At 63.0% G+C, this 11,375-nt stretch carries 12 protein-coding genes; 4 read left to right on the top strand and 8 right to left on the bottom strand.

From position 1 onward, the window contains the following. The first annotated feature begins 279 nt into the window (after nucleotides 1-279). On the top strand, nucleotides 280-957 hold the full coding sequence (locus I1E95_RS09870) for an FkbM family methyltransferase (RefSeq protein WP_231594547.1): 678 nt from the start codon (nucleotides 280-282) through the stop codon (nucleotides 955-957). A 98-nt stretch (nucleotides 958-1,055) separates the two neighbouring features. Here I1E95_RS09870 and I1E95_RS09865 read toward each other — a convergent pair whose 3' ends face one another. The 4 genes from I1E95_RS09865 to I1E95_RS09850 all read right to left on the bottom strand — a co-directional run bounded on the left by I1E95_RS09865 (nucleotide 1,056) and on the right by I1E95_RS09850 (nucleotide 3,056). Continuing rightward, on the bottom strand, nucleotides 1,056-1,472 hold the full coding sequence (locus I1E95_RS09865) for a hypothetical protein (RefSeq protein ID WP_197161860.1): 417 nt from the start codon (nucleotides 1,470-1,472) through the stop codon (nucleotides 1,056-1,058). Then, nucleotides 1,469-1,948, bottom strand: a complete 480-nt coding sequence (locus tag I1E95_RS09860; RefSeq protein WP_197161857.1) for a hypothetical protein — start codon at nucleotides 1,946-1,948, stop codon at nucleotides 1,469-1,471. The genes I1E95_RS09865 and I1E95_RS09860 overlap by 4 nt, the downstream gene beginning before the upstream one ends. Then, the gene (locus I1E95_RS09855) at nucleotides 1,945-2,424 is read right to left on the bottom strand and encodes a hypothetical protein (RefSeq protein WP_197161854.1); all 480 of its coding nucleotides are present in this window, start codon (nucleotides 2,422-2,424) and stop codon (nucleotides 1,945-1,947) included. Before I1E95_RS09855 ends, I1E95_RS09860 begins: the two co-directional genes overlap by 4 nt. A gap of 71 nt (nucleotides 2,425-2,495) precedes the next feature. Then, nucleotides 2,496-3,056: a hypothetical protein gene (locus tag I1E95_RS09850; protein ID WP_197161852.1), complete on the bottom strand. Its 561-nt coding sequence runs from the start codon at nucleotides 3,054-3,056 to the stop codon at nucleotides 2,496-2,498. Nucleotides 3,057-3,315: 259 nt separating this feature from the next. Here I1E95_RS09850 and speA point away from each other — a divergent pair, with 259 nt between their 5' ends. Together speA and I1E95_RS09840 are read left to right on the top strand one after the other, a co-directional pair. Further along, entirely contained in the window at nucleotides 3,316-5,301 is a 1,986-nt protein-coding gene (gene speA, locus I1E95_RS09845; protein ID WP_231594546.1) for a biosynthetic arginine decarboxylase, read from the top strand. Nucleotides 5,302-5,355: 54 nt separating this feature from the next. After that, complete coding sequence (locus I1E95_RS09840; RefSeq protein WP_231594545.1) at nucleotides 5,356-5,904, top strand: cyclic nucleotide-binding domain-containing protein; 549 nt, start codon at nucleotides 5,356-5,358, stop codon at nucleotides 5,902-5,904. A gap of 7 nt (nucleotides 5,905-5,911) precedes the next feature. On the opposite strand, the gene I1E95_RS09835 is transcribed toward I1E95_RS09840, so the two are convergent. Together I1E95_RS09835 and I1E95_RS09830 are read right to left on the bottom strand one after the other, a co-directional pair. Next, a complete protein-coding gene (locus I1E95_RS09835) occupies nucleotides 5,912-6,301 on the bottom strand; it encodes a DUF3307 domain-containing protein (protein WP_197161842.1) in 390 nt (129 codons plus the stop codon). A gap of 91 nt (nucleotides 6,302-6,392) precedes the next feature. Continuing rightward, nucleotides 6,393-7,040: an SIMPL domain-containing protein gene (locus tag I1E95_RS09830; RefSeq protein WP_231594544.1), complete on the bottom strand. Its 648-nt coding sequence runs from the start codon at nucleotides 7,038-7,040 to the stop codon at nucleotides 6,393-6,395. 180 nt (nucleotides 7,041-7,220) lie between these two features. On the opposite strand from I1E95_RS09830, the gene I1E95_RS09825 reads away from it, so the two are divergent. Beyond that, nucleotides 7,221-8,699, top strand: coding sequence for a mechanosensitive ion channel family protein (locus I1E95_RS09825; RefSeq protein ID WP_197161837.1), 1,479 nt, complete (start codon nucleotides 7,221-7,223; stop codon nucleotides 8,697-8,699). A 14-nt stretch (nucleotides 8,700-8,713) separates the two neighbouring features. Here the strand turns inward: I1E95_RS09825 and I1E95_RS09820 are convergent, their stop codons facing one another. Both I1E95_RS09820 and I1E95_RS09815 read right to left on the bottom strand, forming a co-directional pair. Next, entirely contained in the window at nucleotides 8,714-9,361 is a 648-nt protein-coding gene (locus tag I1E95_RS09820; protein WP_197161834.1) for a hypothetical protein, read from the bottom strand. A 96-nt stretch (nucleotides 9,362-9,457) separates the two neighbouring features. Continuing rightward, a complete protein-coding gene (locus I1E95_RS09815; RefSeq protein ID WP_197161831.1) occupies nucleotides 9,458-11,362 on the bottom strand; it encodes a CHASE2 domain-containing protein in 1,905 nt (634 codons plus the stop codon). Between the last annotated feature and the right edge of the window lie 13 nt (nucleotides 11,363-11,375).

Genomic DNA, 11,375 nt, shown 5'->3' with positions numbered 1-11,375 from the left:
GGCCTTCCAGAGCGGCGCCAACTCGTCGGTACGTTTGGACCCCACATAGTCAGCACCCCAGTAAAATGACGACAGGAAAGAAATTCAAAACCATGCTTGCGCAACTGGCGTCCATCATTCTTGCCGAAAGCCCTGAGCTAAAGTTCACGATAATGGAAATCGGAGCCTTTCGGAGCCTTACAGATCGAAGGAAACCCTGAGCCATTCTACCCACTGCTAGATCTTTTCCCAGGCTCTCAGATTATCGGCTTTGAAGTCGATGAAGATCTCTGCAACCAGATGAATGCAAAAGCGAAGGCCGGTGTGAGGTATTATCCGAACGCACTTGGCGAAAGGAACGAGCGTCGCGACTTCTATATAACCAATCACCCTATGTGCTGCAGCTTGTACGAGCCGAACCAAGCCTTAATCAGCCTCTACAATAACTTTGAGGTTGCCTATCTCAAGCGCAAGGGCGTGATCGATACAGTCAGCATGGATTATTTTGCTCGCGAGAATGGCATATCCGAAACCGACTTTATCAAGATTGATATTCAAGGTGCAGAGCTAGACGTGTTTAAAGGTGGAATAGAAGCGCTGAAAAGCGTTTTGGCACTCGTCTGTGAGGTGGAGTTCATTTCACATTATGTGGGGCAGCCTCTTTTTGGTGATGTCTGCACATTCCTGGATCAGCATCAATTGATGTTCCATAAGTTTCTTGGCCTCGCAGGCAGGGCGCTCAAGCCCATAGTAATCAACAATGATCCCAATCTGCCTTCTCAACATATCTGGTCAGACGCAGTGTTCATCCGCCATATCCAGGCTATCCAGAATCTAGGTGCTCAGCAACTACTCAAGCTAAGCGTGCTTGCTGCTGTTTATGGCAGTCCAGATCTTTCCTATTACTGCCTGGCTCACCATGATATGAAAAACGGAACAACGCTCGCTCCTGACTTTGTTGAGAATGCCACGAGATAACGATCTGCAGGCTTGCGATATGCGATCCTGTGGCTTTTCGGAGCCCTGCTCAGCGGCCTGCTGGGATTGGCTTAATCCCTGAGACAACTCCTCTAGACTTAAGGAATGAACACCGAATAGCCAAAATCTCTGAATTCACTAATGCCAAAAGTGTTGCTTCGAGATTGTTCACTGCTGGTTCGGGATTGCAAGGCAGAGCCGAACTTTTGATTGGGATCCAGAATGCGATAGGCGAACGTGCCATCAGGACGTTGGATCAGTTCGGTGTTGCCCGGCTCCACCACCACCTGCACACCATCGCTGCTACTCAGTGCTCCGGCCGTACTGCGGTTCTGGCCGCCACGACCGGAGGAAAAGTTGAAACTCCAGCCGGTGATATTGGGAACCCGCTGCCCCCACGCTGGCAAGATCAACAGCGCAGGCAGAAGGGCCAGCAGGCCAGACAGCAGCAGAGAACCGCGAAGGCGAGGCCGGTCTTGTGGCGGCAGCCGGCGGCAAAACGTGGAGTGGATCATGGGCCGAAGACGCTGGTCAGGCTGGGAGGAACTCCAAGCAGCAGATCCTCTTGGCGCTGCTGATTCTCAAAGGGCGATCGCAGCGCTTCCGCCGCCGGGCCGGTGACCTGCACAAAAACCCGCTCCGTGCGAGCGGCCTGGGAGGTTTCCGCCTGAATCGAGGTCTGACGGGTTTCTACCAGTGGATTCTGATCCAGCACGGTGAGCGAGAACGGCTTACCAGGTTCCGAGATCGTCCAGATGGTGTCTTCGTCGTAGATCAAACTGCCGTCCAGCGGCTTGACATTGATGCCAGACACCTCAAAGCGCCGAGTGGTCCGTACACCTTGGCGCTGTTCGCGCGTGCGGCTCTGATTCACGAAGATCGGATTGCGATACCCCACGGTGATCTGGGCAGCGGCATTGCTCGGCCAGCAGGAGACAGCCAGCAAAAGCAGGCTGCCGGCCAGCTGAAACGAACGTTTAACCTGGGTCATCGCAGCACCCCACGGTTGAACACACTAGGCAGCAGATCGGGGAAGATGCTCAATGCTTGACCCCCCACTGATTCAATTCGTTGCGTCTGGACCGTAGCCCCAGCCGCCGTGTAGGTGGCTACCGTGCCGCCGATGCCGAGCACCACCGCCGCCGGTGATTGATCCAGATTCAGCTTCGCATCCTGCAGTTCGGGGCTCAGTACATTCGAGCGCACGGTGCCCAGGGGAAGCGCTTCGGCCACGGGAGCAGGCACGCCATTGAGCAGCTCCTCTCCGTTCAGCACGATGCGCAGGCTGGGGGGATCGGATGAACGGATCGCGTTGAGGGGGCCGCCATAGGAGAGGCTGCCATCACTGACAATCGTGAAGCCCCCCCCATTGGCGAAGCTGGCATTCACGCCGGTGACCCGCACGTCCGTGACTGTGGCACTCTGAGCGAAGGCGGCAGGCAGGCAGGCCAGCGGAAGCAGCCCCATCAGGCAGAGGCCCATTCTCTGAAACAGGACGCGTGCCTGGGATTTGTGTAGCTGGAGCCTGCGGCGTCTCATCAGAACACGGTGAGTGAATTAGTGATGGAAGTGCTCTGCGTGCCGGTAACCTGAATGCTCTCAGTGCCGATGTTGTCGCCGATGATGCTGGCGCCTGTGGGCACACTTTCAGCCAAAGGCGTGGGGCTGGTGGCGGTGGGACAACTGCTGTCAGCTATCGTGCCTTCGATGCAGGGTGATTGCAAGCCAGCCCCCACGTTTGGGCTGCTTGTGAGAATCACGATCGCAGGAACGCCGTTTTGGCTCGAAGGATTCAATACCACACTGTTAATGGATAGTCCGCTAATTTGGGCATTGCCACTGGTGTAGCCTCCCTCGTCGCTGAGGTTCGTCACCGACGCCTTGAACTCGGCTGTACCCGAGTTCGGAAATCTCAGGTGATCCGAGCCTTCCACTTTGGCGAAGGGCTGGATCTGTGCAGAACCATTGGTTGTGGTGAGCTCCCCACCCGTTACAGAGAAGGTCTGAGCCCAGTTGTTGTCGTAGTTCACGACCGAGCCAATGGTGGACGTCTGGGTGGTTTGCAGCGATTGGGCCACAGCCGTAAAGCCACTGAACATCCATCCGGCAAGCGCAAGACAGCTCAGCCAAGCAAACGTTCGAGGTGATACCGTGCCTGAAGCTGACCAATCAAAAATCTGCTTTCCCACAAGAACTCAGCATACTGTCAGATCATATGAAGCCATTCCATAGTTGAATCACGATCAGGGCCCGCAACACGGAATTTCACCCATCGATAGGGTGCCATGGTTGCCAGCTGGACCCCTCAAGCGAAACCACTAGATTTCTACGTCAGCCTTGTCGCCGCATTCGGCTCCGATGGTGGTCGCCAATCCCCCCAAGCCTGAACGGGCCGATGGCACCAGCGCTCCACCGCCCTCGGCCTGGAGCTTGGCCGACAGCAGCCGGCTCTACGGCCTCGATGGCTGGGGGGATCCCTATTTCACCCTGAACGCCCGCGGCCACGTGATGGTGCAGCCGCGGGGGGAGCGGGGCGGCTGCCTGGATCTGGTGGAGCTGGTGCAGGGCCTGCAGGGGCGGGATCTGAGCCTGCCGTTGCTGATCCGCTTCGACGACATCCTCGAAGACCGGCTGGAGCGGCTCCATGCCGCCTTTGAGCGGGCCATCGCCCAGTACGGCTACGCCGGCCGCTATCAGGGCGTCTTTCCGGTGAAATGCAACCAGCAGCGCCACGTGGTGGAGCAGCTGGTGGAGAGCGGCCGCCAGTGGCATTTCGGCCTGGAGGCCGGCAGCAAGGCCGAGCTGCTGATCGCCCTCTCCCTGGTGGACGATCCCGAAGCCCTGCTGATCTGCAACGGCTACAAGGACCAGCGCTACATCGAAACGGCGATCCTGGCCCGCCGGCTGGGCCGCCAACCCGTGGTGGTGATCGAGCAAGCCGACGAGGTGGGGCGGATCATCAGCGCCAGCCGCGAGCTGGGGGCGGCGCCGCTGATCGGTGTGCGCGCCAAGCTTTCGAGCCGCAGCAGTGGCCGCTGGGGCAGCTCGGTGGGGGAGCGCGCCAAGTTCGGGCTGTCGGTGCCGGATCTGCTGGCCACGGTGGAGGCCCTGCGCCAGGCCGATCTGCTCAGCGAGCTGCGCCTGCTGCACTTCCACGTGGGCAGCCAGATCAACGACATCGCCGTGCTCAAGGACGCCCTGCAGGAGGCGGGTCAGATCTACGTGCAACTGGCCGAACTGGGGGCACCGATGGGCTATCTCGATGTGGGCGGTGGCCTGGGGATCGACTACGACGGCAGCCGCACCGCCAGCGCCGCCTCCACCAACTACTCCCTGCAGAACTACGCCAACGACGTGGTGGCCACGGTGCGGGAATGCTGCGAGCCCCGCTCGGTGCCGCTGCCCACCCTGGTGAGCGAGAGCGGTCGGGCGATCGCCAGCCACTTCAGCGTGCTGGTCTTTGATGTGCTCGGCACCGGTGGGGTGCAGGGGGAGGAGCCGGCGCTCCAGGCGGAGGAGCCGCTGATCGTGCGCAACCTGCGCGACACCCTGGCGACGATCCAGGCCACCGCCCTCGATGCACCTGGCCAGGTCGACCACCTGCAGGAGAGCTGGAACGACGCGATCAAGTTCAAGCAGGACGCCCTCTCCGCCTTCCGGCTGGGCTACCTCAGCCTCACCGAGCGGGGAGCGGCCGAGCAGCTCTACTGGGCCTGCTGCCAGGCGATCGCCACGCAGCTGGAGAGCTGGAGCGCGGCCACCCCCATCCCCGACGACCTCAAGGCGCTGCAGGCCTCCCTGGCGGGCACTTACTACGCCAACCTCTCGATCTTCCGCTCCGCTCCCGACACCTGGGCCATCGATCAGCTCTTCCCGGTGATGCCCATCCACCGGCTCGATGAGCGCCCCAGCCGTCTGGGCAGCTTCGCTGATCTCACCTGCGATTCCGACGGCAAGCTGGCCCGCTTCATCGGCCCCGGCCAGGCCAAACCGCTGCTGGAACTCCATGAGCTGCGGGAGGGTGAGCCCTACTGGATCGGCCTGTTTCTCGGCGGCGCCTACCAGGAAGTGATGGGCAACCTGCACAACCTGTTCGGCAGCACCAATGCAGTCCATATCCGTCTGGGTGCCAATGGCCGCTACCGGGTCGACCATGTGGTGCGGGGCAACAGCAACGCGGAGGTGCTCAAAGCGATGGAACACGACCCCGAGACCCTGCTCGAGCGCCTGCGGGTGGCCAGCGAGGCTGCCATTCACCGCGGCACCCTCACGGTGCCCGACGCCGGCCGGCTGATGGCCCATCTGCAGAACAGCCTCCGCCAGAGCACCTACCTGCAGACCTGAGAGGAGCGATCCATGTGGGGCGACGAACCGCAGTTGAAGGTGGTGAGGGAGCGGATGAAACTGCTGCTGGACATCCACCACGACGAACTGGCACCGGTGATCCGCCAGGCCGCCAGCGGCGATCTGGTGATGAGCCAGGGAGCTCCGGCCGACAGCCTGATGCTGCTCACCAAAGGGAAGGTGGCGATTCAGATCCGCCTCACCGAGCCCGAACCCCACACCCTCGCGGTGATCGAGGCCGAGGAATTGCTGGGGGAGATGGGTCTGTTCGGCTCAGGCCAGCACTCCGCGGATGTGCGGGTTGTGGAGGGCCCCGCCGAGCTGGTGGAGGTGAGCGTTGACAACTTCCTCAAGACCCTGCTTTTCGATATCGACCTGGCCATGGAGATGCTGGCGCTGGTGAGCCAGCGCTGCATGCGCAGCAATGAGGTGATCGGCCTGCTGCTCGATGGCATCGCCGCCAGCGAGCGGGGCGACACCGATCAACTGAACCGGCTGGAGTCGGAGTTCAAACCCCTCAATTACTGCCTGAGCAAGGCGATGGATCGGTTGCTGGTGATCGGCCAGGGACGCTCAGGCCCAACACCGGACTCCACAGGCTGATCCCCGCTCAGCGGGGGAAAGCCTGCAGCAACCCACCGGAGCCCACAGGCGCGAGGATCACCAGAATCAGCACCCAGATCAGCTTGCAGGCCATGTGCAGCAATTGATCCACCCCAAGCCCATAGCGGTGGCGGCACTTGCCGTAATCGATCAGGGCGTGAATCCCCCACTCGGCCAGACCGAGCCAGACCACTCCCGTGAGCCAGGTGACGATGAAGGCATGAATGCCGGAATGGGCGAGCAGCCACCAGGGCCAGGAAAGGGTGTGATCCTTCCCCGGACATTTCTCCACGGCCATCCGATCACTCTGGAGGCCGAAGTCGGCAACGAAGTGGCCCATGGCCAGCAAGGCGAAAAGCCCGAGACCAGACATGGCCTGGGCGCCATCCGATGCCATGGGAAAGATCAGCTCAGTACCAGCTTGCCGCCTCAGGGTCCCGCCCTGCGGAGTGATCGGTCACCATGGAACCTGGAGACAGGGTCCCGGTTCAACGGGCACAGAAGCGCACCTGCATGTCGAGCCGATCCATCGGAGGAGGCAACTCGCCCGCCTCGAAGGGTGGGGGAGCGGCATCGGCCACCATGCCTTTGGCCAGCATCGGCCGGAATCCGCCGTCGATCTGCACCTCCAGGGGTGTTGGCATGCCCAGGCCGATGGCCTCGGCCAGCTGCCTGGCCTGAAGCAGCGCATCCTGATAAGCCAGCCGCAGCAACTGGCGGCGCACGGCGGCATCTCCGGCCTGGTCGGCCCTGGGTGATACCGGATTGAGGCGGACGCCGGGCAGCGCCCCCACCTCCCGTACCAGAGCCTGCAGCCGGGCCGGGGCGAGTTCACCGCTCACCTGAAGATTGGCCTCCACGGCCGCCGGGCGCTTCGGGCTTGCGGGCCGCTCCCAGCTGGACGGTGAACTCACCACCAGCTCCCTCACCTGAAGGCGCTGCAGAGCCTGGCGCACCAGTGCCAGCCGCCGCTGCAGCTCGCCCAGGGCTCCATCCGCCGTGGCCGCCTCCGCTGAGAGCGCCAGGGACACCCGGAGAACGTTGATCGTGCGCTTCTGCTCGGCACTGCCCCGGGCTTCGAGCAGAGTGCCATCACAGCGCAACTGCACCTGCTGAGCCTTCACCGGCGGGGTCATCTGGAGCAGGAGCAAGGCCAGGGGCCATACCCCTGCGGCGCGACCAGGGTGAACCATGGGCTGACGGAGGCGAAGAACGGCAGTGACGGCAGGGCGAACGGCCATCGCCTCTATCCTGCTGTGCGGGCTCTCCCGGCCATGCCCGGATGCTCTGCGTCCCATTGAGCGCTGAACTTCAGGATGCTGTTGCTGGAGGTGTGGCTCACAGCCATCGTGACGATGGTCCTGCTGCTGCCCCTGCAGCTCCTGATCCGGCGCCTGCGCCTGCCGAAGCTGCCGATTCAGCTGGCGGCCCTGGCGATTCTGAGCTGGGCGGTGGTGCGCACCCTGCCGCTGATCCTCCTGCCCGCTCACTACCGGGCCTGGATCTCCACCATCGACGAGTTGATGTTCAGTTACCTGGGCATCCGCCTCGCTCTCTGGGGGTTTCTCGAACTTCCGGCAGCCCTGCGTCTGAGGAAAGAACCTGCCCAGATTCTGCTGCAGTTGTTGATGCTGGGTGGAGGCATCGTGGCCACGGTGATCGTGGTGCAGGAGCAGGCCCGCTTCAATCTGGTCAGCCTGGTCACCACCTCGGCCGTGCTCACCGCCATGCTGGGTCTGGCCGCCCAGGAGCCGCTCAAAGACCTCTTTGCGGGCCTGGAACTCCAGTTCGATGATGTCTTTTCCGTGGGAGATTTCCTCGATCTGGGAGATGGCACCCTGGGCGTGGTGGTGTCGATCAACTGGCGTGACACCTGCCTGAAGGATGTCACCGGTGCACTGGTGGTGGTGCCGAACACCAAGGTCACCGAAGTTGTGGTGCGCAACTACGTGGCCTTTGGTGCGATGGGCAACCGCTTCAGCATCGGCCTCGATTACACCCTGCCCCCCTCCAGGGCCCGGCACTTGCTGCTGGAGGTGCTCCATAAACATCCTCGTGTGCTGGAGAATCCCTCTCCTGCCGTGCGGGTGCAGGCCTTCGCCGACAGTGCCATCACCTACGACATCATCGCTTTCCAGCCCCCGGGCAATCTCGGTGACATGCTCGACCTGCGCAGTGAACTGCTGGAGCAGATCTGGTTCAGCCTGGAGCGGACCGGCCAGAGCGTCCCCTATCCGGTGCGTGAACTCCGGGAGAAACGGACCGTCCTTGATGCAGGGCATCCCGACCAGCGCGGCCTTGACCAACGGCGCGCTCTGCTCAGCCGCAACCCGCTCTTCGGGGACCTCAGCGAGGAGGAAATGATCCAGCTGGCCAGGACCACCCGCTGCCTGCGGTTTGCGCCGGGGGAAGTTGTGGTGCGCGAGGGCAACCGAGGTGATTCCCTGTTCCAGGTTGTTCAGGGCATGGTCGAGGTGCTGAAGGACCAGGAGGAGGAGGAGCCCTTCCGGGTGGCCTGCCTGAAACCCGGCGATGTCTTCGGTGAGATGTCGATGCTCGCCGGCAACCGGCGCAGTGCCACCGTCCGGGCACTGGAGGAATGCCTTCTGCTGGAGGTCTCACGCACCAGCCTGGGTCCCTTGCTGATTGAGAACCCGCCGCTGATGGACCGGATGGCCCACCTGGTGAGCAAACGCCGCGGCGAGCTGGAAGGGATGGAGAGGGAGAAGGTGAAGCAGCATGAGAATCAGCTGCTCAAGCGCATGAAGCAGTTGTTCGAGACCCTGACTCTTTGAGGCCTGGAGAAGGCTCAGCTGCCGCTGTAGCACTCCGAGAAGGCGTCCTTGATCTCGGCGCTCTTGCCCAGCTGACTCTGACCGGAGGTGTGCAGGCTCAGCAGAGCCTGGTACTGGCTGCGGCTGAGCTTGCCCTGGCTGACGAATTCGCCGTCGGCGGTGAAGCGGGCCACTTCACAGCGGCAGACATAGGTGGTGTTGCCCGAGGGATCCCCGGCCGCACCCGCTGCTGAACCGGAGGTGGTGGAGTCCTGCTTCTCCTCGTAACCATCTTCAGGGCCCACATACCCCTGCCCCTCCAGCACCACGAAGTCGAACAGTCCGTCATCGGCGCGGGTGAGGACATAGGTGGTGCCTTTCACCCCCAGCACTTTGGTGCCGAGACAGGCCTTCTGGGGTCCACTCACCAGCACCGCGCCCTTGCTGAGGCGGAAGCAGGCATTGCCAAGGGTGATCACGCTCGAGCGACCCAGGAAGCCCGTGGCGCGGGCATCAAACAGAAGCTCAGCGCGACTCTTGCCGGTGCGCACCTGCTGGCCGGAACGGGCCACTTCATTCACCCGGGCGGCCTTGCCGTCGATGTAGACCTCACGACCATCGACAAGCCGCTTGATGGTGGCCTGCTCGAAGGCCGCCGCATGACTCGGGGCGGCTGGCACCATCAACACGGCCTGGAGAAGGCCAACCTGAAGCAGTCCGCCAAACGTTGCAACCAGGCGGTGGTTCATGGAGCTTGAAGATGAGCCATCAAGGTCAGGCTAGCCCTGACTCCGCTCATAATGTTCCCTCGGTTTCATCGTGAAGACCTCCTGGGCTTCCTGGCCGCGGATCTCGAACTCACCCACCCGCTCCAAGTCCCATTCGCGAGAAGCATGCTCAGCCACCACACGGCTGAGGATGATGTCGCGTCCCGACTGCTTGGCCACCCCCTCCAGGCGACTGGCCATGTTGACGGTGTCACCGATCACGGTGTAATCCATCCGAGAGGCGCAGCCGATGTTCCCGCTGATCACAGGCCCGCCGCTCAGGATCATCACCTGCTCCCAGGGGTCCTTTCCCTGGGCGGCCCAGCGCTGGTTGAGGGCCTCCATCTGGTCCTGAAGTTCCAGAATCGCCTCCAGAGCCGACTGAACCTCCACCTCCATCCCCCGGTTCAGGGGCACCCCGAAGACAGCGAGCACAGCATCGCCCATATATTTATCGATGATCGCTCCCTTGCGCTGGAGGGTATCAACAACCACGGCAAAATATTCATTAAGTTGTTGCACCAGTTGAGTGGCCTTACCCTCCTTGCTCATCTTGGTGGTGCGCTGGGTGAAGCCACGCACGTCGCAGATGAACACCACCACCTCCGACACCTTGCCCCCCAGCAGTTCATCGGCCTCCTCAGGCTGGCTGGCGATCTGGGCCGCCACCGCCGGTGAGAGGTAGCGCTCCAGCATCCGGCGCAGTCGCAACCGGTTCCATTGCAGCCTCACCGTGGCATCACCGGCACTCACCAGGCCGGTGGCAAGGATGAGAGCGGAGATCCCCAGCAGACCGATGCCGGCGCCGGTGCTGCTCAGCAGGATCAGCCCCAGAAGCACCATCGCTCCGGCCAGCAGCGCCAGGGCTCCAAGCCGCACCTGCGGCTTCTCCGCCCGGGCGCTGGCCAGGCCGAGAGCCAGCACCAGGAACCCCAGCAAGGGAGCCAGGTACCAGGCGTTGGGGGGGATGTAAAGGGCACGTCCCTCCAGACGGTTGGCGATCTCGGCGGCGTGGATCTCGACGCCGGGCATGCCCTCGGCGCCGGCGAAGGCCGTTCGGTGGATGTCCTGGAGCACGCTGGCGGTGGGACCGATCAGCACCACCTGGTTGCGGAAGGTGCCCTGTTGCTTGAGACGGGCGAAGCTGCCCGACTCGAGCACCTCCCAGATCGGGATCGTGGGGATGGTGCGAGGCGGGCCGTAGGGGTCCACCAGAGGCCGCCAGCTGGCGAGGATCGGCGGTGGCGGAATCTCGGCCACGCGGCCCTTGGCGATCAGCTGGCTGGAGAGGCCCACCGGCACATCCAGCATCCCCGACTGCCGCAGCTGCTCGGCATAGGTGCTGGGTCGCAGGCGGATGTAGCCATCGGGATCCTGGAGGCCATTGAGCAGCCCCGAGCTGCGGGGACCGGCAGCCTCGCTGAGGAAGGGCATGGCGGCACTGAGGGTGAGGCCGCCCACCCGGCCGCGGCTCTCGAACACCTGGGCCCCGAGCACCACCTTGCCGCTGTGGCGGCGCAGGGCGGCGGCCAGGGCCGCGTCATCCTCCGGGCCGTGGCTGCTGGGAGCATCGAAGAGAAGGTCGAAGCCCACCACCCGGGCACCGGCTGAGAAGAGACGATCCAGCACTCGGTCGTAGATCGCGCGGGGCCAGGGCCAGTCAGCAAGGCGGCGCAGGTCCTTGTCCTGGCTGAGGTCGGCGTTCTGACCCTGCACAAGGCTGTAGTCGTCGATGCCGACGATCACCACCCCGGAGGGTGGCTTGCGTGGTCCGCGCAGTTCCTGGGTGCGGGAGGAGAGATCCAGCTGCCAATGCTCGTAGATGTCCGGGAACAGTCCATAGCCGAGGGCACAGGCGCCGGCCCAGACCACGAACACTCCATAGCGCCGCAGCCAGGTGATCGCTCGGGGGGTCATGGACGCAACGGCT

It is taken from the genome of Synechococcus sp. CBW1107 (genome assembly GCF_015841355.1).
Lineage (GTDB): Bacteria > Cyanobacteriota > Cyanobacteriia > PCC-6307 > Cyanobiaceae > Regnicoccus_A.
The sequence above is the reverse complement of the archived record's forward strand: the minus strand, read 5'-3'. Positions and strand labels throughout refer to the sequence as shown.

Coding starts and splice junctions, on each gene's coding strand:
- I1E95_RS09870 (WP_231594547.1), top strand. CDS start 280: ATGAATGCAAAAGCGAAGGCCGGTGTGAGGTATTATCCGAACGCACTT.
- I1E95_RS09865 (WP_197161860.1), bottom strand. CDS start 1,472: ATGATCCACTCCACGTTTTGCCGCCGGCTGCCGCCACAAGACCGGCCT.
- I1E95_RS09860 (WP_197161857.1), bottom strand. CDS start 1,948: ATGACCCAGGTTAAACGTTCGTTTCAGCTGGCCGGCAGCCTGCTTTTG.
- I1E95_RS09855 (WP_197161854.1), bottom strand. CDS start 2,424: ATGGGGCTGCTTCCGCTGGCCTGCCTGCCTGCCGCCTTCGCTCAGAGT.
- I1E95_RS09850 (WP_197161852.1), bottom strand. CDS start 3,056: ATGTTCAGTGGCTTTACGGCTGTGGCCCAATCGCTGCAAACCACCCAG.
- speA (WP_231594546.1), top strand. CDS start 3,316: ATGGTGGTCGCCAATCCCCCCAAGCCTGAACGGGCCGATGGCACCAGC.
- I1E95_RS09840 (WP_231594545.1), top strand. CDS start 5,356: ATGAAACTGCTGCTGGACATCCACCACGACGAACTGGCACCGGTGATC.
- I1E95_RS09835 (WP_197161842.1), bottom strand. CDS start 6,301: ATGGCATCGGATGGCGCCCAGGCCATGTCTGGTCTCGGGCTTTTCGCC.
- I1E95_RS09830 (WP_231594544.1), bottom strand. CDS start 7,040: ATGACCCCGCCGGTGAAGGCTCAGCAGGTGCAGTTGCGCTGTGATGGC.
- I1E95_RS09825 (WP_197161837.1), top strand. CDS start 7,221: ATGCTGTTGCTGGAGGTGTGGCTCACAGCCATCGTGACGATGGTCCTG.
- I1E95_RS09820 (WP_197161834.1), bottom strand. CDS start 9,361: ATGGTGCCAGCCGCCCCGAGTCATGCGGCGGCCTTCGAGCAGGCCACC.
- I1E95_RS09815 (WP_197161831.1), bottom strand. CDS start 11,362: ATGACCCCCCGAGCGATCACCTGGCTGCGGCGCTATGGAGTGTTCGTG.